At 70.1% G+C, this 20831-nt stretch carries 25 protein-coding genes and 1 riboswitch; of the genes, 6 read left to right on the top strand and 19 right to left on the bottom strand.

The window, feature by feature from the left end; all coding sequences use genetic code 11:
• From repSA to ASC56_RS23330, 10 genes are all read right to left on the bottom strand, one after another.
• Window positions 1–1377: a replication initiator protein RepSA gene (gene repSA / locus ASC56_RS23370; RefSeq protein WP_055493477.1), complete on the bottom strand. Its 1377-nt coding sequence runs from the start codon at window positions 1375–1377 to the stop codon at window positions 1–3.
• Window positions 1370–1564 (bottom strand): hypothetical protein, encoded by a 195-nt coding sequence (locus tag ASC56_RS23365; protein WP_055493476.1) that lies wholly within the window; start codon window positions 1562–1564, stop codon window positions 1370–1372. The genes repSA and ASC56_RS23365 overlap by 8 nt, the downstream gene beginning before the upstream one ends.
• Before the next feature lie 88 nt (window positions 1565–1652).
• Complete coding sequence (locus tag ASC56_RS23360) at window positions 1653–1973, bottom strand: hypothetical protein (RefSeq protein ID WP_055493475.1); 321 nt, start codon at window positions 1971–1973, stop codon at window positions 1653–1655.
• A 25-nt stretch (window positions 1974–1998) separates the two neighbouring features.
• Complete coding sequence (locus ASC56_RS39895; protein WP_107309331.1) at window positions 1999–2154, bottom strand: hypothetical protein; 156 nt, start codon at window positions 2152–2154, stop codon at window positions 1999–2001.
• A gap of 15 nt (window positions 2155–2169) precedes the next feature.
• Entirely contained in the window at window positions 2170–2361 is a 192-nt protein-coding gene (locus ASC56_RS23355; RefSeq protein WP_055493474.1) for a mobile element transfer protein, read from the bottom strand.
• Window positions 2362–2363: 2 nt separating this feature from the next.
• Window positions 2364–2555, bottom strand: coding sequence for a hypothetical protein (locus ASC56_RS23350; protein WP_055493473.1), 192 nt, complete (start codon window positions 2553–2555; stop codon window positions 2364–2366).
• A gap of 17 nt (window positions 2556–2572) precedes the next feature.
• Window positions 2573–3226: a DUF2637 domain-containing protein gene (locus tag ASC56_RS23345; RefSeq protein ID WP_055493472.1), complete on the bottom strand. Its 654-nt coding sequence runs from the start codon at window positions 3224–3226 to the stop codon at window positions 2573–2575.
• 89 nt (window positions 3227–3315) lie between these two features.
• Window positions 3316–4671: an FtsK/SpoIIIE domain-containing protein gene (locus tag ASC56_RS23340; RefSeq protein ID WP_055493471.1), complete on the bottom strand. Its 1356-nt coding sequence runs from the start codon at window positions 4669–4671 to the stop codon at window positions 3316–3318.
• Window positions 4672–4674: 3 nt separating this feature from the next.
• A complete protein-coding gene (locus tag ASC56_RS23335) occupies window positions 4675–5031 on the bottom strand; it encodes a hypothetical protein (RefSeq protein WP_055493470.1) in 357 nt (118 codons plus the stop codon).
• Between the two features lie 139 nt (window positions 5032–5170).
• Complete coding sequence (locus ASC56_RS23330) at window positions 5171–5950, bottom strand: GntR family transcriptional regulator (protein ID WP_055493469.1); 780 nt, start codon at window positions 5948–5950, stop codon at window positions 5171–5173.
• Window positions 5951–5968: 18 nt separating this feature from the next.
• On the opposite strand from ASC56_RS23330, the gene ASC56_RS23325 reads away from it, so the two are divergent.
• Both ASC56_RS23325 and ASC56_RS23320 read left to right on the top strand, forming a co-directional pair.
• A complete protein-coding gene (locus ASC56_RS23325) occupies window positions 5969–6436 on the top strand; it encodes an NUDIX hydrolase (protein ID WP_055493468.1) in 468 nt (155 codons plus the stop codon).
• A 907-nt stretch (window positions 6437–7343) separates the two neighbouring features.
• Window positions 7344–7649, top strand: coding sequence for a hypothetical protein (locus tag ASC56_RS23320; RefSeq protein WP_055493467.1), 306 nt, complete (start codon window positions 7344–7346; stop codon window positions 7647–7649).
• 30 nt (window positions 7650–7679) lie between these two features.
• On the opposite strand, the gene ASC56_RS40695 is transcribed toward ASC56_RS23320, so the two are convergent.
• The 3 genes from ASC56_RS40695 to ASC56_RS41270 all read right to left on the bottom strand — a co-directional run bounded on the left by ASC56_RS40695 (window position 7680) and on the right by ASC56_RS41270 (window position 9672).
• On the bottom strand, window positions 7680–8042 hold the full coding sequence (locus ASC56_RS40695; RefSeq protein ID WP_159039689.1) for a hypothetical protein: 363 nt from the start codon (window positions 8040–8042) through the stop codon (window positions 7680–7682).
• A gap of 672 nt (window positions 8043–8714) precedes the next feature.
• Window positions 8715–8879: a hypothetical protein gene (locus tag ASC56_RS40690; RefSeq protein ID WP_159039688.1), complete on the bottom strand. Its 165-nt coding sequence runs from the start codon at window positions 8877–8879 to the stop codon at window positions 8715–8717.
• Window positions 8880–9498: 619 nt separating this feature from the next.
• Window positions 9499–9672, bottom strand: coding sequence for a hypothetical protein (locus ASC56_RS41270; RefSeq protein ID WP_199836054.1), 174 nt, complete (start codon window positions 9670–9672; stop codon window positions 9499–9501).
• A gap of 274 nt (window positions 9673–9946) precedes the next feature.
• Here ASC56_RS41270 and rlmN point away from each other — a divergent pair, with 274 nt between their 5' ends.
• The 4 genes from rlmN to ASC56_RS23295 all read left to right on the top strand — a co-directional run bounded on the left by rlmN (window position 9947) and on the right by ASC56_RS23295 (window position 15056).
• Window positions 9947–11053 carry a 23S rRNA (adenine(2503)-C(2))-methyltransferase RlmN gene (gene rlmN, locus ASC56_RS23310; RefSeq protein WP_055493465.1) on the top strand — a complete coding sequence of 369 codons (1107 nt, stop codon included), beginning with the start codon at window positions 9947–9949 and terminating at the stop codon, window positions 11051–11053.
• Window positions 11054–11111: 58 nt separating this feature from the next.
• Window positions 11112–11217, top strand: a riboswitch (TPP riboswitch).
• Window positions 11218–11344: 127 nt separating this feature from the next.
• Entirely contained in the window at window positions 11345–12382 is a 1038-nt protein-coding gene (locus ASC56_RS23305) for a thiamine ABC transporter substrate binding subunit (RefSeq protein ID WP_371330266.1), read from the top strand.
• Window positions 12383–12420: 38 nt separating this feature from the next.
• Window positions 12421–14022 (top strand): iron ABC transporter permease, encoded by a 1602-nt coding sequence (locus ASC56_RS23300; protein WP_055493463.1) that lies wholly within the window; start codon window positions 12421–12423, stop codon window positions 14020–14022.
• A gap of 2 nt (window positions 14023–14024) precedes the next feature.
• Complete coding sequence (locus ASC56_RS23295; protein WP_055493462.1) at window positions 14025–15056, top strand: ABC transporter ATP-binding protein; 1032 nt, start codon at window positions 14025–14027, stop codon at window positions 15054–15056.
• A 72-nt stretch (window positions 15057–15128) separates the two neighbouring features.
• Here the strand turns inward: ASC56_RS23295 and ASC56_RS23290 are convergent, their stop codons facing one another.
• The 6 genes from ASC56_RS23290 to ASC56_RS23265 form a co-directional block, all read right to left on the bottom strand.
• Window positions 15129–15815 (bottom strand): LAETG motif-containing sortase-dependent surface protein, encoded by a 687-nt coding sequence (locus ASC56_RS23290; protein ID WP_055493461.1) that lies wholly within the window; start codon window positions 15813–15815, stop codon window positions 15129–15131.
• 237 nt (window positions 15816–16052) lie between these two features.
• Window positions 16053–16460 carry a VOC family protein gene (locus ASC56_RS23285; RefSeq protein WP_055493460.1) on the bottom strand — a complete coding sequence of 136 codons (408 nt, stop codon included), beginning with the start codon at window positions 16458–16460 and terminating at the stop codon, window positions 16053–16055.
• 101 nt (window positions 16461–16561) lie between these two features.
• Complete coding sequence (locus ASC56_RS23280; protein WP_055493459.1) at window positions 16562–17809, bottom strand: hypothetical protein; 1248 nt, start codon at window positions 17807–17809, stop codon at window positions 16562–16564.
• Window positions 17791–18603 (bottom strand): ABC transporter ATP-binding protein, encoded by an 813-nt coding sequence (locus ASC56_RS23275; RefSeq protein WP_055493640.1) that lies wholly within the window; start codon window positions 18601–18603, stop codon window positions 17791–17793. The genes ASC56_RS23280 and ASC56_RS23275 overlap by 19 nt, the downstream gene beginning before the upstream one ends.
• A 230-nt stretch (window positions 18604–18833) precedes the next feature.
• Complete coding sequence (locus ASC56_RS23270) at window positions 18834–20216, bottom strand: aspartate aminotransferase family protein (RefSeq protein WP_371330245.1); 1383 nt, start codon at window positions 20214–20216, stop codon at window positions 18834–18836.
• Window positions 20201–20716 carry an Lrp/AsnC family transcriptional regulator gene (locus tag ASC56_RS23265; protein ID WP_055493457.1) on the bottom strand — a complete coding sequence of 172 codons (516 nt, stop codon included), beginning with the start codon at window positions 20714–20716 and terminating at the stop codon, window positions 20201–20203. Before ASC56_RS23265 ends, ASC56_RS23270 begins: the two co-directional genes overlap by 16 nt.
• Between the last annotated feature and the right edge of the window lie 115 nt (window positions 20717–20831).

Below are 20831 nucleotides of genomic sequence, written 5' to 3'. Positions count from 1 at the left end.
TCAGCACCCCCCTTCGTCTGCGAGCTGTTCACGTAGGGCTTCGCGGGCGGTTTCGCGGTTGAGCTGGAGGTCGCGCGCGATGGTCGCGGCAAGGGCGGATTCGCCCGGGGTGTGGCCATGTCCGGCGTACTGCCAGTCGGCGAGGACCAGGACGGTGTCCGGCTCGCGGTCCTCCAGGCCGAGGGAGGCCTGTTCCTGGGCGGCGCGGTAGTCGGCGCGGGCCTGGCGCAGGGCGCCGAGGGTGGTGGAGTAGTGGCGGGACTTGGAGGAGAAGTGGCCGCGGAAGCCGAGCATGTGTGCCCAGGCCCACAGGCGGCGGTCGGGGTAGAGCGGATCGAGGTCGCGGCATGCGGTGATCAGGCGGCGGGCGTGGTCAGGGACGCCGTAGCGGTCGAGTTCGGCGAGTTCGCCGATGCGCCGGTCCAGGGTGCCGGTGTTCTCCGCGGCTTTGGTGGCGTACTTGGCGACGTAGGAGGCGACGGCCTGTTCGGTGATGTCGGAGCCGTCGCCGAACGCCTTCACGTGGCGGATGTCGAGTTGCCGTCCCCACTGGAAGGTGCGGGCGGGCTGGTCCCCGGCGGCCAGGACGCTGACGCTGCTGTAGGCGTGCACGGCGGCGGCACGGATGGCGTCCTCGAGGAGGGGAACCGTGGCCCAGGGTGCCGGCGGGGAGTCGGGGCCGTCGGGTCCGTCGAGGCGGATCACGGCGTGGAAGTGGACGGCGCCGCGCTTCTGGAACTCAGCAACCTTGCCGTACGAGACGCGCAGGTGGTTGGAGAGTTCGCGGCGGGTGAGTCCGGCGCGGGCAGCGATCTCGCGCCGCAGGCGGGTGGTGAAACGCTGCCACAGTTCTCCCGCGTGATTGTTGAACAGCACGGCGCCCGCGTAGTCGTAGGTCTCCGGGTCCAGGGCGGTGCCGAGGGCCGGGTCGTCGGCAGTGTGGTGGGTGCCGCAGCGGCAAGCGCCGCGGTCGGGCCGGTTATGTACCGGGCCGAACGAGGGGGCGGTGAAGGTGGCGAAGACGCGCGGGTGGTCGCGGACGGTGGCCGGGATGTCCTTGTCGTCGTCTCCGGCCAGTCCCGCTCGGATGAGGGGGTAGGTGTCGCCCGCGTACAGCCAGGCGCAGGCCGGGCAGCGGGAGGCCCGGCGGTTGCCGCAGGCGACGCGGAGGCGTCCGCCGGGTTCGTTCTCGGTGCTGTAGTGGTGCAGGGTCTCGCCGGTGGTCTTGTCCTTGTGCAGGATCCAGCCGGTCAGGTGGATGGGGTCGGCGCAGCCGCCGGTGCGGCGGATCTGGTCTTCCCAGCGGTTGTAGTCGGGGGCCGAGGCCACCCTCAGCAGGTCGCCGAGGGTGGTCGGGTCGAGCAGCGTGTCAGGCACGGGCACCCTCCCGGACGCGGCGGGCGGGCAGGTTGCCCAGGCCCTGGCAGGCCGGGCAGTGGGCGGTGATGGTGCGCAGGCGACCGCGGGTGTTACGGCCGCCGATGGTGACGGCGACCGCGGCGAAGCCGTCGCAGTTGGGGCAGATGCGTGCCGTGTTGGTGGTGGCCGGGGTGGCGCCGGTCATGATGGAGGTCCTTCCGGATCGTTGGTTCGGACAGGGACGGCGCCCGGGCGGCGGATGCTTGGCGGTATCGAGGCCGCCCGGGGGCCGGTCAGCGGCGCTTGCCTTCGGAGGCGAGCAGGGAGCGCAGGACGACGGCGCACACGGCGACCGAGGCGCCGGTGACGGCGACCGCCAGGAGCAGCGAGACCAGGACGGCGCCGACGACCAGGACCACGGCGGTGCCGCCGCCGACCAGGGCGAGCACGGTGCCGGGGGTGAGCTGCACCACCGGCCGGGACGAAACCGGGGCCGAGGCCGCAACGGCCGGCGGGGTCTGGGCTGCCGGGACGATGGCGGTCGGCTCGACGACGGCGGGCGGGGTGACGTGCCCGGTCGGGGTGGGCATGGTCGGGATCTTCGGACGGAACATCAGCGGATCTCCCTACTGTGGCGGGCTACTTGAGGAAGCTGTCGATGACGGGGGCGAGGACGCTGTCGGCGAGGAGGAAGCCGCCGAGCAGCAGCACGGCGATGAGCCAGGCGGGCGGGCGGATCAGCTTGACGCCGAGGTAGCCGACGACGAGCAGGGCGAGCCAGAGCGGAACCTGCATGACGGTGGGCCTCCTTCAGCGGACCTTGCAGCGGTGGGTGCGGGCGGCGAGCTGGGCGGCCGAGGCGCTGGTGTAGTCGGCGGACCAGCCGCAGCCGTCGTTCGTGCACACGGCGGCGTGTTTGGTCTGGCCGTTGCGGTCGCGGTGGGTGCCGATCTGCACCGGGCCGATCCGCATCACGGAGTGGAAGGAGTCGCGGGCAGGCATGGTCAGTTCTCCTTTCGGCTGGTGGTGGGGTCGGGGAAGCGGACCCGGATGCGGTCGGCGGTGGCCGGGTCGGTGGTGCGCTGTGCGGCTTCCTCGGCGAGCAGGAAGGCGAGGTAGGGGCGACCGGCGTCGGCCATCTCGCGGGCGCCGTCGAGGTAGTCGGCGGCCGTCAGGTCGGCAGGGTCACGCGTCACGGCTTTCTCCCTCCGGGTCAGGCGAGCTGGGCGGCGATGGCGTCGGCGAGGTGAGGCGGGACGCCGAGGCGGGCGCGCAGGGTGTCGGTGTCGATCCGGGCGCCGGTACGGGCCTCGTGGTCGGCGGCGACCTTGCGGGCGTGGTCCACCAGCGCGGCCGGGACCGGCACGGCAGGAGCGGGAGCCGGGGCGGGGTCGGCGGCGGGCAGCTCGGGTACGGTCTCCGCCTCCAGGGCGGGAGCCGGGACGGGGTCTTCCTCGACCGCGGGGGCCGGGGGTGCCGGCGGAACCGGCGCCTGGTCGGCGGGCGGAGTGGTGGTGTGAGCGAGGAGGGTGCCGCCGAGGAAGGCGAGGGCGGGCCATCCGGCGACGAGGATGCGCAGCCAGGCCGGAACGTGATCCAGGTTGAGGAGTCCGGCGGTGGCGATGTTGGCGCCGAGCGAGGCAACCAGGGCCACGAGGAACCAGCACCAGGCCAGCCGGGACGGACCATCGGTGCGCAGCCGACGCCAGACGGCGACCAGGAGCAGGTCGACGGAGATGGGGTAGGCCCAGGCTTTCCAGCCGGACTGTCCGGCCGCGGCTGCCAAGTCGTGCAGGTGCGCGAAGGACAGGGCTCCGGCGATGACGGCCTGGATGAGGACGGCGTCCACGCGGATCGAGCGGGCCATGGTCTGTCCCTCCTTTCTGTGATCAGGCATGGAGGGGGTAGGGACCTGGCGCGAAGCGGTCGCGCCGACCGGTGATGCAGGGAAGGGGGTCAGGCAGCCGCCGGGGCGGACTCAACCGCCGGGGCGGGAATCGGCTTGGGTGCGTCGAAGGCGGGCCGGAAGGGAGCCAGGGCGGGCAGGTCCGGCGTCAGGTCAGCGTGCCGGTTGCAGGTGTTGACGGCCTGGCGCAGCGAGGTGTGCGGGGCGCGAATGCGGTGCCAACCGCCGGTGGAATCGCCCGCGATGGCCAGCCCTCGCGTCTCGGCGGGGATCTGGATCGCGGCCAGGACGGCGTCCGCGGAGATGTCCCCGAAGGCCATGTTGGCGCTTGTCTCGTCGTTGACGCGGTGGGCGGTGCGTGCGGTGAGCTGGGCACGCAGCATGGTGATGCCCTTGCCGAGTTCGGAGCCGAAGCGCTGCCCGCAGATCTCCAGGTAGATGCCGGCGGCTCGGCCCAGCTGGGCGAGACGGACCAGGGCGGTGATGATGCGGTCCCGCCGCTTCTCCTCCTCCTTGGTGGCGAACAGGGCGAGTTCGGCGACCTCGTCGACAAGGACCACGATCGGCACCGGCCGCAGGTCTGCGGGCAGGTCCCAGATGTCGGCGGCGATCTCCGCATCCGGCACGTCGGCGGTGATGCGCTGCTCGGCGCGGATGAGCTGATAGATGTCCTCCATATGCGCGACCAAGGCGTCGAGCAGCTCGGCGGCAGTGTCGGGGTTGTCGGCCAGCGCGGAGAACCGGCGGGCCAGCGGGAACAGCTCCACCCCTTGCTTGCAGTCGATCCCCACCAGCGCGACCCGTTGCGGGGCGAGCCCGGCCACGAGGTTGCGCTGATACACGGACTTGCCGGACTCCGTGGCGCCGAGCGTCAGGGCGTGGGGTACGGCCCGGTAGTCGCGGTAGTGCACGGCGCCGTCCTCGCGTAGAGCGACCGGGACGCGCATCAGGCGCGTGTCGGTCTTGGCGGGCATCTGCACCCGCTTGAGCACGTCGTAGCCGGTCATCCGCACCTCAACCACGCCGGAGCGCAGCTCACGCGAGGTGACGCCGTACATCGCGAACGAGTGGCGCAGCCGGTCCGAGGCGGCGGCCACATCGAAGGCGTCCTGACCGGGCCGGAGCCCGAGCCGCAGCACGAGGCCGGTGCGGGTGGGGCGTATCCGCAGGATGCGCGGCGGTCGGGACTCCGGCGCGGGCCGGTTGGTGACCCGGGCCAGAGTCAGACGCCAGCGGGACGGTGGAACGGTCAGCCCGCAGGCGTCCATCACGGAGCTGTAGCGGACCAGGACCCGCAGCGTGGCGAGGATGACGCCGAAGGTCAGCCAGTACCAGGCGGGACGCCGCCACCGCAGGAGACCCGCAGCAGCGACGACCAACACCAAGGCGACGGTCAGCCACGTCATGACTCAGGCCGCCTTCGACTTCGCAGCGGTGTCGACCAGCGAGGTCACGGCCACGGCGCGGAAGGCGATCCCGTGCCGCTTCTGGCCGTTGAACTCGTTCTCCCACGGCCGGGCCATCAGACCCGTCAGCGCCACCGGCGTGCCCATGGCCAGGTCACCGGAGATACCGGTCTCCGGAACGGTGATGGACAGGATCTCCACCTCCTCGTTGGCCGCGAACATCACGTCGACCGTCATCAGCTTCGCGCCGGTCTCGGTGTCGGTGGCGATCTCGCCGGTACGGCGGTCACGCAGCTTCGGCTGCGGGGTCTTGGCAACCATCACGGTCGCGGCGGAGGTGTCGACGGGAATCACACGCACAGAGATCACTCCTCTACACAGGCTGGACTTCACCACTCATGTATATGAGTGATTGGTTAGAAGAGTGCCTGACTCATGTATATGAGTCAACCCGCCGCGACGAAGAACTCGCGACGGGCTGCGGAGAGTTGAGCGTGCGTCAGTCTGCGGCCGGGATCCGGTACTCGAAAACGAACTGGTCAGCGGCCATGAGCGTGTCGCACACCTCGACGACACGGCCCCCGGTTGTACGGGCCTCACGGATTAAATGAACGACCGGCGCACCGGGGCTGAGTGCCAGCTCGGAGGCCTCCGCCTTGGAGGCCGTGCGCGCTTGCAGCGTCTCGACGAACTCGGCGAACTCGTGGCCGTGGTCTTCCAGCCGGGCGTAGATACCGCCGCCGCCGGGGTTCTCGGCGAACAGCTCAGGGATGTCTTTGGCGACGTCCCACGGGAGGTACGACGTCGCGGTCTCGACGGGCGTGCCGTTACGGAAGTAGAGGCGCCGCCGGGCGAGTACCTGAGTGCCGGCGGGAATGCCGAGTCGCTCGGCTGCATCCTCGGGAGCTTCCACCGGGCCGACGTAGAGAACACTGACCTTGGCCGTGGCGCCGGACTGCGCGGACTCCGCGAGATACGCGGCCTTTCCGTCTCGGCGGTGCGAACGTCGGAAACGGTCAGAGGAGCGAAGCCGTACCGGCGGGCGATCCTTCACCATGGAGCCCTTGCCGTGCCGAGTCTCGACGAGCCCGCTCGCACGCACCTCGACCATGGCCTTGCGAATCGTGCCACCGGAGACGCCGTACCGCTCCACTAGCTCGGACTCACTCGGCACCATGTCACCAGGCTTGAGGACACCAGCCCGGATCTGCTGCACGATCTCGTCAGCGATCTGCACGTACCGAGGTACGGACCTCTCACCTCCTACCGCAGTTCCCATAGTCCTTCTCTTCCTCCTATGCTCCTGCATATGAGTAACAGCGCTCAGGATGGCCAGTCAACGCCGCTGCACTCCGTGTCCGTGGCCGGGGTAGTGGTGCGCGACGACGGCCGCCTCCTGGCGATACGCCGCGCCGACAACGGCACTTGGGAGCTCCCGGGCGGCGTGCTCGAGCTCGACGAAACGCCGGAGGCCGGTGTCGTGCGCGAGGTCTGGGAGGAGACAGGCATCCAGGTCGAAGTGGCCGAGCTCACCGGGGTCTACAAGAACACGACGCGCGGTGTCGTCGCCCTCGTCTTCCGCTGCAAGCCCTCAGGCGGCGCCGAGCGCACGTCCAGTGAGTCCACCGAGGTTGAGTGGCTCACGCCCGAAGAGGTCAGCGAGCGCATGTCAGAAGTCTTCGCGATCCGTCTCCTAGACGCACTGGACGGCAACGGTCCCCATGTGCGGAGCCACGACGGACGGCGACTCATCCCAGCGGGATAAGACTTTCCCTACTTCATCAAGGCTCGCTTCGCTCGCTCGTCCGGCGGCCAACGAAGCTTGCCGATCATCGCCAACCCGACCGCCGCACACTCCGCTCAAGCGCATCAACGGCCGCTCCCGGCCCACATACCACCGCCACCACGATCCGGCCTCAGGAGGGGGAAGGAACGCGACAGCAGCTCTACCCCCAACGCCCCGCATCCGGGGCCACCGCGCACCCCTTTCCACCCGGTTGCCTACTTCCGGTAGGTCGGATCAAGACCCGAGGGCCGCGCCAAGCGCGGCGGCGCCGGTCGGTCGCCGCCGCGCCGCCTCACTTGTCTTCGCCACCGGCCGCACGGCGCCGCCCGCCCGTCGCCGCACGCAGCGGCCACATTCCAACACGGGCACGGCGGCGAACGGTGATCCCCAACAGTGCAGGTCACAGACGCTTTGTGTTACCGCAAGAGGCCGGATCGTGGTGGCGGTGGCATGCGGGCCGACGCTGCCAGATGCGCGGGCGTTCGTACGGCCCGCTGATCCCGCACCAGGCCACCGGCCGGACGGCGGACGCGGCCATGAGAGGGATAACCCCGCCATGGCTGCGCCGCATAGGGCGGCCTCCGGTTCAAGCAGTGCCTCCGGCGGGGGATCGGCCGGCACCGGGATGGAGGGGGCGCCGCCGCCGACTGCGGGTCCGTAGGGGCGTGCACGGGGAGCTCCCATCCCGTCCACCGTCGACCCAGGCAGAGCCGAGCAGACGCGGCCCATGGCGTCCAGGTCGTTCGTACAGTGGCGCGCTCCACCTGGACGCCATGGACCACGCCCGCTCCACGGTGTGTGGGTCGACGGCGGACGGGATGGGAGCTGGGGAGAGTGGTGGATGCTGTGAGCGAGCGTCATTCAGTTGACTGCGCCCTCCAACGAGATGAAGATCATCGGCATGACGCTTTCGGCGGGACAAGACGCTGGCTTGGGTCCGTTCCTGCTCATCTGGAGCCTGCTTGCTCTCGTGATAGGCAGTGGGCTGGCAACCAAGACGTGGTCGAGCCGCTTTAAGGACTTCGTAGTGACGGGCCTTGCAAGCCAGCAGCCCCTATCGCCGAGGCAGGCCGAGAGGATCCGCAGAGCCAAGCGGATGCCGGCGGGGTTCGCGCGGTTCATCGGTGGAACCTTTGCCGTCGCTGGAGCAGTCGCCCTGCCGGTCTCGGTGATGATGCTCATGCGCCACTGACCAAGCGGGAAGGTGAAGCCAGGAGCGGGGTTAGCGACCTCGGCTCAAGTCGGAGATCCCTTGGATGAGCGCACCGATGGCGAAGAACGTGCCTTGGACCAGGAACCACCAACCCACGATCTTCTGGATGACCCGTTTGACTCGGTTGTTGAACTCGCGTCGCTGTCCCTTGCGCCCCTCGGACAGGCGCCGCAGCCACAACGGCACACTCGCGTCAGCTCGTCGGCGGTGCCAAGTCGCGAAGCCCCGATAGTCGCGAACGATGACCAGTCCCACAGCCGCGAGAAGCACGCCCATGAAAAACGGCCCAAGTAGGCCCCACCCAGTGACCGGTGTACCACGGCCAACAAACACTGCGGCCTTGATCACAAGACCGCCACGAGGTGTCATCACCTGGTGATCGTATGTACTCCAAGCCGGAGCGGGCAGCCCCTGTCAAGACCGCGTGCAGCGGCTGACACCAGCCGCTGACGCCAACAAGCGCGAACAGCGGCGGTCGGCGCCGAACCTCAGTGGACGATCGACCGAGGCGGAGCGCCAGTTGCCCGACGTCGTCGCATCCCCGTGATCGACCTGATAGGGATGAGGCCAGACCTCAAAGCGTGCATCGGGCACGGTGCGCCGTCCTCACTGATGGGCGGCGCACGGCCCCGAGGCACCACGCGGCGCATGTGAGGCATAGGCTTCGATCTTGAGCGAGGGGAATCTTATGGGTGGGGGCGTCGCAATCTGTTTGCTGTTGATGCTCGCTGCTGTCTTGGCGGTCGTAGCCACGGTGCTCGCAGTGTCCAAGGGGACACAACCCCGTAAGGCTCTTCCCTTCGGGTGCCTCATTAGTCTGCTGGCCGTCTTCTGGCCAACACTGCTCTTCACGGTCCTGATCGTTGCCCCGCACTTGTAGTTCGAGCCCGGACCGTGCCCGTTGCGTGCCCGTTCCGACGGGACGCAGCGGGGACTCACGGGGAACAGCGGCGCCGACCACGCTCCGGCCCAGGTCAGCGACTTCGCAAGTCAGCCGCCACCCGCATACGGCGCCTTCCGAACTGGGGCTCCAGGCGTCGGCAATCAGCCGGGCTGGAGTTTTCCCGTCGCGGTGAGAGTGACCGACGCTGTCCACCAGTCGCGTGGTCCACACGGATCGTGGGTGGTGTGGTGCACGAGCCGCACCAAGGTGTTGGCCCGGAGCACCTGCTGTCCGGCCTGGTCCGCGGTGAGGGTGATTGTCACCATGCGGCGTGGGTCGATGCCGGGTGAAGTCGGGACGTGCAGGTGTGCTCCGACACCTCCGGGTGGGTACGACACACAGTGGGTGTCGGCACAGGCTCGCACTGTCGCCTGTGGGTGCGATCGCGTCCAAGCCGAGACGTTTAGTTGGACGGAGGGGAACGCATATACCGCCGAGGCCGCGCACACTGTCGGCTGGGTCGTGCACCCAGCAAGCGCACCGATCATGACCGTGCTGGCCCCAAGCAGGCGGACCATCTTGAAGCGTCTCGCATCCGGCACCGTGAAACGAGGGCTCATATCCATGAGACCTTGCTGCACTGATTTTGGTTGCCGCGGACCGCACAGCCTGCATCAGGCGGCTTGTGTGCGCTGGGCCGTCTGTGGGCCGTCCGGGGGCGGCCGACGACGACAGGTGACGACAACCGGCGACAGCCCTTCCCCTGCTCAGCGAGGGTGGTCTGGGTACCGGCGCAGGCGCCCATCTGCGAAGCAGTGTTGTTGTTCCCCTCTCTATGGGCCGTCAGTCGTTCCTGGGGCCGTTCAATCGTGAGTAATGCGCCGCGCCGTACTCGGACGGATGGCCACTGCCACACGGCCACGGTGCACGAGTGTCAAGACCTTGTCAGTGCTTGAAAGAGCCCTTGGCCTGCTCTTTCGTGCCCCGCATCTTGCCCCGTGCTTCAAGAGCGGCGCCTTTCGCCGCGAGGGTTTCTTTGTGCATCGCGTCGGCCGCCTTCCGTACCGTCTTTCCGACGACCTGTTCGGCCTTGGCCTTGGCCCGTTCTCCGACACTCATCTCGGTACCTCCGCAGAGTCTCACCAGCCGTGTGCCCCTTGAGGCAGGGAGAAAACCCACCCTGCGGAATGCGCCGATCATGGACGGCCAAGGTCCCGCGGGCCTGGAGGGGTCCCGAGATAGTGGCAGCTCGGCCAGGGCCGCGGCCCCATCGGCTGGGCCGTCCCTGGGCCGTCCGAGGCCGCTCAGTGTCGACCAGCGACGACTACTAACGACAGTCGTAGCGACCGCCAGCCCCAGGTCACACAAATGGATCTGCGACACTGGTAACGCCATGCCTAAGCCCGGAGAACTCACTTTCGTCGCGCCGCGCGGAGCCCAGAAGCCGCCGCGGCACCTTGCCGATCTCACGCCCGCCGAGCGCAAGGAGGCGGTCGCCGCGATCGGCGAGAAGCCGTTTCGTGCCAAGCAGCTCTCGCAGCACTACTTCGCTCGGTACGCGCACGACCCGGAGCAGTGGACCGACATCCCCGCGGGATCGCGCGCCAGGCTCCAGGAGGCGCTGCTCCCGGAGCTGATGACGGTCGTACGGCATCTGTCGACCGACCAGGACACGACCCGCAAGACGCTGTGGCGGCTGTTCGACGGGACGCTCGTGGAGTCCGTGCTCATGCGCTATCCCGACCGGGTCACCATGTGCATCAGCTCGCAGGCGGGCTGCGGTATGAACTGCCCCTTCTGCGCCACCGGTCAGGCCGGCCTCGACCGCAACCTGTCGACCGCCGAGATCGTGCACCAGATCGTGGACGGCATGCGGGCGCTGCGGGACGGGGAGATTCCGGGCGGTGCCGCGCGGCTGTCCAACATCGTCTTCATGGGCATGGGCGAGCCCCTCGCCAACTACAAGCGGGTCGTCGGCGCGATCCGGGCCCTCACCGATCCCGAGCCGGACGGGCTCGGGCTCTCCCAGCGCGGGATCACCGTGTCCACCGTCGGACTGGTGCCCGCCATCCACCGGTTCGCCGACGAGGGCTTCAAGTGCCGCCTCGCCATCTCCCTGCACGCGCCCGACGACGAGCTGCGCGACACCCTCGTCCCGGTCAACACGCGGTGGAAGGTGCGCGAGGTGCTCGACGCGGGCTTCGAGTACGTCGCCAGGTCCGGGCGGCGGCTGTCCATCGAGTACGCCCTCATCCGGGACATCAACGACCAGGCCTGGCGCGGCGACCTGCTCGGCCGGCTGCTCAGGGGCAAGCCCGTGCACGTCAATCTGATCCCGCTGAACCCGACGCCCGGCTCCAAGTGGACCGCCTCCCGCCCCGAGGATGAGAAGGCGTTCGTGCAGGCCATCGCCGCTCATGGTGTGCCGGTCACCGTCCGGGACACCCGCGGTCAGGAGATCGACGGGGCATGCGGTCAGCTGGCGGCCACCGAGCGGTAGTCTGAGGCCTGCACACCTTCATATCCGTACACCTTCATATCCATTCATACACACCTTCATATTCCGACAGGGGAGCGCCACAGCGCTGAGAGTGCGGTAGTGACCGCAGACCCTCTGAACCTCGCCCAGGTCATTCTGGGTAGGAAGTTCGGTCTTCACTCAAGCTGTTGCGCCCTGCCCGGGAACCCTCCGAGGATCCCGGGCAGGGCCGCGTCTCTTCCTGGTCACCCCAGGAGGAATTCAGTGAGCATCACCGGCAGGCAGTTCGCGGCCGTGGCCGTCGGGCTGGGCATGGTCACGCTGTCCGCGTGCGGGTCGCCCGGCTCCACGAGCGGGAGCGGCGGCGACTCAAGGACCGTGACCCTCGTCAGCCACGACTCGTGGGCCGCCTCGAAGAGCGTCATATCCGCGTTCGAGAAGCAGTCCGGCTACACCGTCAAGGTCCTCAAGGACGGCGACGCCGGCCAGGCCGTCAACAAGGCGATCCTCACCAAGGACAACCCGCAGGGCGACGTCTTCTTCGGTGTCGACAACACGCTGCTGTCACGGGCGCTCGACAACGGGCTCTTCCAGCCGTACGACGCGAAGGGCTCCGACCTGATCGTGCCGGAGTACCGCGCCGACCAGGCGGGGCACCGGGTCACGCCCATCGACTCCGGCGACATCTGCGTCAACTACGACAAGGCCTACTTCAGCGCGCACAAGCTGACACCGCCCCAGTCCTTCGACGATCTCGTCAAGCCCGAGTACAAGAACCTCCTCGTCACGGAGAACGCGTCCACGTCCTCGCCCGGCCTCGGCTTCCTCCTCGGCACCGCCGCGAAGTACGGCAAGACCGGCTGGCCGGACTACTGGAAGAAGCTCAAGGCCAACGGCGTGAAGGTGGTCGACGGCTGGGAGCAGGCGTACAACCAGGAGTTCTCCGGCTCCGCGAGCGGCAGGAAGGCCAAGGGCGACCGGCCGCTCGTCGTCTCCTACGCCTCCTCGCCGCCGGCCGAGGTCATCTACGCCGACCCCCGGCCCGAGACCGCGCCGACCGGTGTCGCGAGCGGTACCTGCTTCCGGCAGATCGAGTACGCGGGGCTGCTGAGCAACGCGCACAACGCCAAGGGCGGCAAGGCGTTCCTCGACTTCCTGATCACCAAGCGGTTCCAGGACGACATGCCGCTCAACATGTACGTCTACCCCGTGGTGGAAGGCGCCCAGGTGCCCAAGGAGTTCACGGAGTACGGCCCGCAGGCCAAGAACCCCGAGACGATGGCCCCCGCCACCATCGCCGCCAACCGTGACCAGTGGGTCAAGTCGTGGACTTCGCTCGTACTGAAGTAGCCCCGCGGGCGCGGGGAAGTGCGGCGCGGCTCGGGCTCATGGCCCTGCCCGTCGTCTTCTTCGCGCTCTTCTTCGCCTACCCCGTCGCCGCGATCGTCGCGCGCGGTCTGCGGGTCGACGGCGGCTGGCGCTTCGGGCGCCTGGTGGACGTGCTCGCGCAGCCCGGCATCCGGCACGTGCTGTGGTTCACGACCTGGCAGGCGCTTGCCTCGACCGCGCTGACGCTGCTGGTCGCGCTCCCCGGCGCGTATGTCTTCGCCCGCCTGGACTTCCCGGGCAAGCAGGTGCTGCGCGCGGTCGTCACCGTCCCGTTCGTGCTGCCCACGGTGGTCGTCGGTACGGCGTTCCTGGCGCTCGTCGGCCGCGGCGGACTCCTCGACGGCCTGTGGGGCGTACGGCTGGACACCACCGTGTGGGCCATCCTGCTCGCGCATGTCTTCTTCAACTACGCGGTCGTCGTCCGCACGGTCGGCGGCCTGTGGGCGCAGCTCGATCCGCGTCAGGAGGAGGCGGCGCGGGTCCTCGGCGCCTCCCGCGTCGCGGCCTGGCGGAAGGTGACGCTGCCCGCGCTGGGCCCGGCCGTGGCCGCCGCCGCGCTGATGGTGTTCCTGTTCACCTTCACCTCGTTCGGTGTGGTGCAGATCCTGGGCGGCCCCACGTTCTCCACGCTGGAGGTGGAGATCTACCGTCAGACCTCGGAGATCTTCGATCTGTCCACCGCCGCCGTGCTGACCGTCGTCCAGTTCGTCGCCGTGGGCGCGATCCTCGTCGTGCACGCCTGGACCGTGCGCCGCCGGGAGAGCGCGCTGCGGCTGGTCGACGCGTCGCGCACGGCGCGCCGGCCGCGCGGGGCGGGCCAGTGGGCGCTGTTCGGCGTGGTCCTCGCCACCGTCGCCGTCCTGCTCGTGCTGCCGCTCGCCGTCCTCGCCCAACGGTCTCTCGACGCGCCCGGGTTCGCCTACTACAAGGCGCTGACGCACGCGGACGGCGGGACCTTCCTCGTCGCGCCGGTCGCCGCCATCGGCAACTCGCTGCAGTACGCCGTCGCCGCCACGCTCGTCGCCGTGCTGATCGGAGGGCTCGCCGCCGCGGCCCTCGCCCGGAGGGACGCCGGCCGTGTCCTCCGGGGCTTCGACGCGCTGCTGATGCTGCCGCTGGGCGTGTCCGCCGTGACCGTCGGCTTCGGGTTCCTGATCGCCCTCGACAAGCCGCCGCTGAACCTGCGCGGTTCCTGGATCCTGGTGCCGCTCGCGCAGGCCCTGGTGGGCGCCCCCTTCGTCGTACGCACCATGCTGCCCGTGCTGCGGGCCGTGGACGAGCGGCTGCGGGAGGCCGCCGCCGTGCTCGGGGCGCCGCCGTGGCGGGTGTGGCGGGAGGTCGACCTGCCGATGGTGCGGCGGGCGCTGCTGATCGCGGCCGGGTTCGCGTTCGCCGTGTCGCTGGGCGAGTTCGGGGCAACCGTGTTCATCGCCCGGCCCGACAACCCGACGTTGCCCGTCGCGGTGGCGCGGCTGCTCGGCCGCGCGGGTGACCTCAACTACGGCCAGGCGATGGCCCTTTCGACGATTCTGATGGTGGTGTGCGCGGTGGCGCTGCTGGCCCTGGAGAGACTGCGTACGGATCGGACGGGGGAGTTCTGACGATGCTCAGGCTTGAGGGAGCGACCGTGCGCTTCGCCGGGCGGTCCGCGCTCGACGCCGTCGACCTCGCTGTCGCCGAGCACGAGATCGTGTGCGTGCTGGGTCCCAGCGGCAGCGGCAAGTCGACGCTGCTGCGGACCGTGGCCGGGCTGCAGGGCCTGGACTGCGGGCGGGTGTTCCTCGACGGCCGGGACCTGGACGGGGTGCCCACCCACCGGCGCGGCGTCGGGCTGATGTTCCAGGACCACCAGCTGTTCCCGCAGCGGGACGTGGGCGGGAACGTCGCCTTCGGGCTCCGTATGCACGGGGCGGCCCGCGCCGAACAGGACGCCCGGGTACGGGAGTTGCTGGACCTCGTCGGGCTGCCCGGGGCGGCGCGCCGGGCCGTGGGCGCGCTCTCCGGCGGCGAACAGCAGCGGGTCGCGCTCGTCCGTGCCCTCGCGCCCCGGCCGCGGCTGCTGATGCTGGACGAACCGCTGGGTCAGCTCGACCGGTCGCTGCGCGAGCGCCTGGTCGTCGAACTGCGCGATCTGTTCGGGCGGTTGGGTACCACCGTACTCGCGGTCACCCATGACCAGGGTGAGGCCTTCGCGCTCGCCCACCGGGTCGTCGTGATGCGCGACGGACGCATCGCCCAGTCCGGTACGCCCCTGGAGGTGTGGCAGCGGCCCGCCGACGAGTTCGTGGCGCGCTTCCTCGGCTTCGACAACGTCGTGGCGGCGACCGTCGCAGGCGAGGCCGCGGACACCCCATGGGGCAAGCTGCCCGTCCCGGAGGGCTCACCGCAGGGGCCGGGCACGCTGCTCGTGCGGCCCGCCGGTGTAGGGCTCGTCGGCCCGTCCGAAGGGCTGCGCTGCACCGTGTCGGCACGCACCTTCCGCGGCACCCATGTCGCCGTCCACCTGATGCCCGAGCAGGCACCCCCGCTGGAGGCGGCATGCCCGCTGCGGGCGGCACCGGAGCCCGGGGACCAGGTCGGGGTCGTGTTCGACGCGGCCGAGGTCGTCGTCCTCGGCGGGCCGTGCGCCGCGTAGGCGTACGGGACGCACGACGGCCCGCCCCTGGCTGGGGCGGGCCGTCGTGTCCGTACGGTCGTGGTGGAGGCGTCAGCCGGACTTCGACGCGCTGCGACGGCGCATGCCGAAGAAGACCGCGCCACCGCCGATGACGACCAGGCCGCCGGCGATACCGGCGATCATGGGCGTGCTGGAGCTGGCGCCGGTCTCCGCCAGGTTCGAGCTGCCGGCCGCCGGCGAGGGCGAGTTGTCCCCCGTGGTGGCGGGGGCCGTGCTGCTCGACACCGACGGCGAGGCCGACGGGGCGGTGGACGAGGTCGGGGTCGGGGACGCCGACGGCTTCGGGGCCTGAGAGGCCGGCGGAGTGGTCTCCGAGGTCTTGCAGGCCGTGGACGGCGTGGTCAGCGGCGGCTTGACGTCGGTGTCGAGGATGCCCTTGACGGTGACGTGGACGCGGTAGTCGGTCTTGGGCGCCCAGTTCTCGGAGAACGTGACGGTCGCGCCCTGGGCGGTGCCGGCGACGGTCTGCTCGCCCACCTTCTTGGCGTCCGCGCCGTTCAACTCCGCGTAGACGGTGACGGTCGCCTTCTGGCCCGAGGCGTCGATGTCGGTGACGGTGATGATGCCCTTCCCGTTTGCGTCGCAGGACGCGGCGGCCGAGAAGTCACCGATGTTGCAGGCTAGCGCGTTGCCGGCGACGCCGAGCGCGAGCGCGGCGGAGGCGGAGGCGACGCCGAGGATGCGCACCGTACGTGCGGTGCGGGAGGATTTGGACACGATTGCCCTTCACGGGATGCGCAACTGCGGGGGGTTTCAAAGGGGTTGCTGCGAAACAGCACCCCCGAGAGGCTCAGATTTATAAGCGGCGACTCAGCGCTGTCAACGCCGATGTCCGGCATGACGGTCGTCTTTGCCCGGTCATTAACCATCCGCGCGTTTGAACGCCGCCCGAGCCTGCTCAACCCCCCGCCGCTGCGCCCTCGTTCACCCGGGCGGCCTCAGGGGACGTTGCACTCAGCCCTGGACGGCGGCCGGGTCCATCCACATGACCTCCCAGGTGTGGCCGTCCAGGTCGTCGAAGGCGCGGCCGTACATGTAGCCGTGGTCGATCGCCTCCCGGCTGCCCGTGCCGCCCGCCTCGAGCGCCTTGTCGACCAACTCGTCGACCTTCTCGCGGCTCTCGGCGCTCAGACAGATCAGCACCTCGCTCGTCTTCGTGGCGTCCGCGATCTCCTTGGTGGTGAAGTCGGCGTAGCGCTGCTTGCTCAGCAGCATCGCGATGATCGTGTCGCTGATGACGACGCAGGCGCAGTCGTCCGTCGTGAACTGCGGGTTGATGGTGTAGCCCAGCTCCGTGAAGAACTTCTTCGACGCGTCGACGTCGACGACGGGCAGGTTCACGAAGATCATCTGCTGGTACATGAGCGGTCTCTCCCGGTGGTGGGGTGGTGCGTACGGAGAGATGGACCGCGCTCCGGCACGAAACTCATCGGTGGGGGGCGAAGCATGTCACCGGAGTCCTCTCAGCCCGCCGCGGGCATCGCGGCCAGCTCCGCGACCGCCCAGGTCAGCGGCGCGAAGACCACGGCCAGCGCGCCGGCGCGCAGCAGCGCCGCGGTGCGCAGCATCGTGGTCGGCGCACCCAGCCGTCCCAGGGCTGCGACCGTGTCGGCGCGCGCCTGCCTCGCCTCCACCGCGGCCGTCGCTAGCGTCGCCAGCGTGCAGCCCGCCACGAGGACCACGCCCAGCGTGCTGAGCGGCCCGAAGGACGGGCGCGCGTCGCCGTACTGCGTCGCCAGGACGTACGCCCCGGAGGCCACCGCGCACACCACCCCGAGCGGCCGACCGATCCGCCGGGCCTCCTCCTGCAGGCCGCGCCCGGCGAGCAGCCGCACGGCACCGGGGCGAACCGCCTGCAGCAACTGGCCGCACACATAGGCGATCGCGGGCCCGGCCAGCGCCAGTCCCAGCGCGGTCAGCGCCCAGCCCGCCAGCACTCCGGCGGGCCCGCCCACGAGGCCGCCGGGCAGCGGCAGGCCCGGCGTCCGGCCCGAGCGGCTCGCGTGTGTCTCCACCGCGAGCCCCGCGGCGAGCGCGGCCACGCCCCAGGGCAGGCCGCCCGGGGCGGGGCGCGGAGCGACGGGCGGACCGGGGGCCGGGGCCTCGGCCGTGGGGCCGACCGGCTGCCCGTCCGGAGCGTCGTCGTCACCGGAGGCGGTCCGCGGGTGGCCGCCGCGCCCCCCGGCGCGCGGGGGCCGTACGCGCCCCGGGCGCAGGGCCAGCGCGCTCGCCACGGACGCCGCGAGCGGTACCAGTGTGAGCAGGGTGAGTGCCGCGGGCACCGGCAGGGGCTGGTCCGCGGCGAGGAATCCCGCCGCCGCGCCGTCGAACGGCATCCCCGTCGCATCCCCCCGCAGATGCAGGAAGACCAGCAGCGCGAGCAGCGAGCCCAGCACGGTCGACAGGGCCGTGGTCATGGCCGAGAGGGCCATCAGCCGGGCCGGTCCGAGGCCGATCGCCGCGAGACCGGTCCGTGGGCGGGTGCCCGGGTCCGTGCGGGCGACGGCGACCGCGAGGTAGACGGTGGCGGCGACAGGCGCGCCGCACCAGGCCAGGCGCAGCGCCGAGCCGGCCGACGCCTGCGGGTGCCCCAGCGCGTATCCCAGCGTGCACAGCAGCAGGAAGCCCGTGCCCGCCGAGGCCGTGGTCACCAGGAGCCGGCGAAGCTGGACCAGGGGGCGGGCCCCGCGGGCTAGACGGAGAGCGAGCACTCTGCCCGGCCTTCCGGTTCGGGGGACGCCGGGCCTTCCGAGTCGGACGAGGCCGGGCCTTCCGAGTCGGGGCGGTCCTGGTCCTCGGTGTCGGCGGAGAGCGGAGGGAGGTGGACGGTGTTCACTCGCCGTCCGTCCAGCAGGCACACCGTGCGGTCCGCGACGCCCGCGGCATCCGCGTGGTGCGCGGCCAGGACGACCGTGATGCCGTGCGAGCGGGCCGCCGTGGTCAGCGTGCGCAGCACCTGAGCGCCGTCGGCGCGGTGCAGCGAGGCGGTCGGCTCGTCCGCGAAGAGCACGGTCGGGCACGCGGCCAGCGCACGCGCCACGGCGATCCGCTGCCGTTCGGCCCGGGACAGCTCATCCGGGCGCCTGCGGGCGCAGCCGCCGACGTCGAGCCGCTCCAGCCACTCCAGGGCGGTGGTCTTGGCCTGGCGGCGGCTGGTGCCGCGCAGCATCAGCGGAAGGGCGGTGTTCTCCCAGGCGTTCAGCTCGTCGACGAGGAGGGGCACCGGATCGATCCAGCCGAAGCGGTCGCGGCGCAGCCGTTCGCGGGTGAGGGCGCCCATGGTGTGCACCGGGGTGCTGTTGAACCAGACCTCGCCCCGCTGGGCGGGAAGCAGCCCCGCCAGACACTGCAGCAGGGTCGTCTTGCCGCTGCCGCGCGGGCCGGTGACGGCCAGGATCTCGCGCTCGCGCACGCCCAGCGAGACCCCGCACAGCGCGGGCGAGCCGTTGTGCTGGAAGTGCAGGGAGCGTGCCCAGAGCACGTCGTTGTCCGGCGGGGCCACCATCGCGTACACCTCGGTTCAGATCCGTTTTCCCGTACCGGTCCCAGGCTGGGGGACCCGTTCGGGGGAACGAAGGCAGGGCCGATCGGTCACTTCGCACGCTAGGCAGACGGCGGCGTGGAGGCCGCACAGCAACGGCCCCGGACCGCCGTTTCTCACTCGAACGGGCGGTACGGGGCCGTCTGTTGATCATCCAGAAGGATGATCGGGGCGTCGACGGGGGCCTTGGGGGCTCAGAGCTTGGTCCACGCCTCCGTCAGCGTCGCGCGCAGGATCTGCTCGATCTCGTCGAACGTCTCCTGGTTGGAGATCAGCGGCGGGGCGAGCTGGACGACCGGGTCGCCGCGGTCGTCGGCGCGGCAGTACAGGCCGTTCTCGAACAGCGCCTTCGACAGGAAGCCGTACAGGACGCGCTCGGTCTCCTCCTCGTCGAAGGACTCCTTGGTCGCCTTGTCCTTGACCAGCTCGATGCCGTAGAAGAAGCCGTTGCCGCGCACGTCGCCGACGATCGGCAGGTCGTGCAGCTTCTGCAGCGTGGAGAGGAACGCGGGCTCGTTGTCGAGGACGTGCTGGTTGAGGCCCTCACGCTCGAACAGGTCCAGGTTCGCGAGGCCCACCGCGGCCGACACCGGGTGGCCGCCGAAGGTGTAGCCGTGCAGGAAGGTGTTGTCACCCTTGTAGAACGGCTCGGCGAGGCGGTCGGAGATGATGCAGGCGCCGATCGGGGAGTAGCCCGAGGTCATGCCCTTGGCGCAGGTGATCATGTCCGGGACGTAGTCGAACTTGTCGCAGGCGAACATCGTGCCGAGGCGGCCGAAGGCGCAGATGACCTCGTCCGAGACGAGCAGTACGTCGTACTCGTCGCAGATCTCGCGCACCCGCTGGAAGTAGCCGGGCGGCGGCGGGAAGCAGCCACCGGCGTTCTGCACCGGCTCCAGGAACACGGCCGCGACCGTCTCCGGGCCCTCGAAGAGGATCTGCTGCTCGATCTGGTCGGCGGCCCAGCGGCCGAAGGCCTCGGGGTCGTCGCCGAAGAGCGGCGCGCGGTAGATGTTGGTGTTCGGCACCTTGTGCGCGCCGGGGACCAGCGGCTCGAACGGGGCCTTGAGCCCCGGCAGGCCGGTGATGGACAGAGCGCCCTGAGGGGTGCCGTGGTAGGCGACCGCGCGGGATATGACCTTGTGCTTGGTGGGCTTGCCGACCAGCTTGAAGTACTGCTTGGCGAGCTTCCAGGCGGTCTCGACGGCCTCGCCGCCGCCCGTGGTGAAGAAGACCTTGTTCAGGTCGCCCGGCGCGTAGTCGGCGAGACGTTCCGCCAGCTCGACGGCCTTGGGGTGGGCGTACGACCACACCGGGAAGAACGCCAGCTCCTGCGCCTGCTTGAACGCCGTCTCCGCCAGTTCGGTGCGGCCGTGGCCCGCCTGGACCACGAACAGACCGGCCAGACCGTCGAGGTAGCGCTTGCCCTTGTCGTCGTAGATGTAGGTGCCCTCGCCCCGGACGATGGTGGGAACGGGCGCGTTCTCGTACGAGGACATGCGGGTGAAGTGCATCCACAGGTGGTCGTACGCGGTCTTGCTGAGGTCCTTGGTACTCACGGCTATCGGGTTCCCCACATGTAGGTCTGCTTCTTGAGCTTGAGGTAGACGAAGCTCTCGGTGGAGCGCACTCCGGGGATGGCCCGGATGCGTTTGTTGATGACGTCCAGCAGGTGGTCGTCGTCCTCACAGACGATCTCCACCACCAGGTCGAACGAGCCTGCGGTCATCACCACGTACTCGCATTCGGACATGGCCGTCAGCGCGTCGGCGGCGGACTCCACGTCGCCCTCGACGTTGATCCCGACCATCGCCTGTCGGCGGAAGCCCACGGTGAGCGGGTCCGTGACGGCGACGATCTGCATCACGCCCTGGTCGAGCAGCTTCTGGACGCGCTGGCGCACGGCCGCCTCGGAGAGGCCGACGGCCTTGCCGATCGCGGCGTACGGCCGGCGGCCGTCCTCCTGGAGCTGCTCGATGATGGCGAGGGACACGGCGTCCAGCTGGGGGTTGCCGTTCCTGGACTCGCGAGAGTCCCTCTGGTCTGCGCTTCGACTGGCCACGAGCTCACAATGCACGACGTCTCGACAGTTCCGCAAGGCACGATCGATGAAATTCGTTGTTTACGTGAGGGAAGCCTGCGGATTTCGCAGTTCCGGCGCGATCGGGGCTGTTGAAAACGTGGGGGCACAC

Source organism: Streptomyces sp. TP-A0356 (assembly GCF_001417775.1).
Lineage (GTDB): Bacteria > Actinomycetota > Actinomycetes > Streptomycetales > Streptomycetaceae > Streptomyces.
The sequence above is the reverse complement of the archived record's forward strand: the minus strand, read 5'-3'. Positions and strand labels throughout refer to the sequence as shown.

Coding starts and splice junctions, on each gene's coding strand:
- ASC56_RS39895 (WP_107309331.1), bottom strand. CDS start 2,154: ATGCAGGTTCCGCTCTGGCTCGCCCTGCTCGTCGTCGGCTACCTCGGC.
- ASC56_RS23320 (WP_055493467.1), top strand. CDS start 7,344: ATGAAGATCATCGGCATGACGCTTTCGGCGGGACAAGACGCTGGCTTG.
- ASC56_RS41270 (WP_199836054.1), bottom strand. CDS start 9,672: ATGAGTGTCGGAGAACGGGCCAAGGCCAAGGCCGAACAGGTCGTCGGA.
- rlmN (WP_055493465.1), top strand. CDS start 9,947: ATGCCTAAGCCCGGAGAACTCACTTTCGTCGCGCCGCGCGGAGCCCAG.
- ASC56_RS23305 (WP_371330266.1), top strand. CDS start 11,345: ATGGTCACGCTGTCCGCGTGCGGGTCGCCCGGCTCCACGAGCGGGAGC.
- ASC56_RS23330 (WP_055493469.1), bottom strand. CDS start 5,950: ATGGGAACTGCGGTAGGAGGTGAGAGGTCCGTACCTCGGTACGTGCAG.
- ASC56_RS23300 (WP_055493463.1), top strand. CDS start 12,421: ATGGCCCTGCCCGTCGTCTTCTTCGCGCTCTTCTTCGCCTACCCCGTC.
- ASC56_RS23345 (WP_055493472.1), bottom strand. CDS start 3,226: ATGGCCCGCTCGATCCGCGTGGACGCCGTCCTCATCCAGGCCGTCATC.
- ASC56_RS23295 (WP_055493462.1), top strand. CDS start 14,025: ATGCTCAGGCTTGAGGGAGCGACCGTGCGCTTCGCCGGGCGGTCCGCG.
- ASC56_RS23325 (WP_055493468.1), top strand. CDS start 5,969: ATGCTCCTGCATATGAGTAACAGCGCTCAGGATGGCCAGTCAACGCCG.
- ASC56_RS23365 (WP_055493476.1), bottom strand. CDS start 1,564: ATGACCGGCGCCACCCCGGCCACCACCAACACGGCACGCATCTGCCCC.
- ASC56_RS23360 (WP_055493475.1), bottom strand. CDS start 1,973: ATGTTCCGTCCGAAGATCCCGACCATGCCCACCCCGACCGGGCACGTC.
- ASC56_RS23275 (WP_055493640.1), bottom strand. CDS start 18,603: ATGGTGGCCCCGCCGGACAACGACGTGCTCTGGGCACGCTCCCTGCAC.
- ASC56_RS23285 (WP_055493460.1), bottom strand. CDS start 16,460: ATGTACCAGCAGATGATCTTCGTGAACCTGCCCGTCGTCGACGTCGAC.
- ASC56_RS40690 (WP_159039688.1), bottom strand. CDS start 8,879: ATGGTGACAATCACCCTCACCGCGGACCAGGCCGGACAGCAGGTGCTC.
- ASC56_RS23340 (WP_055493471.1), bottom strand. CDS start 4,671: ATGACGTGGCTGACCGTCGCCTTGGTGTTGGTCGTCGCTGCTGCGGGT.
- ASC56_RS23355 (WP_055493474.1), bottom strand. CDS start 2,361: ATGCCTGCCCGCGACTCCTTCCACTCCGTGATGCGGATCGGCCCGGTG.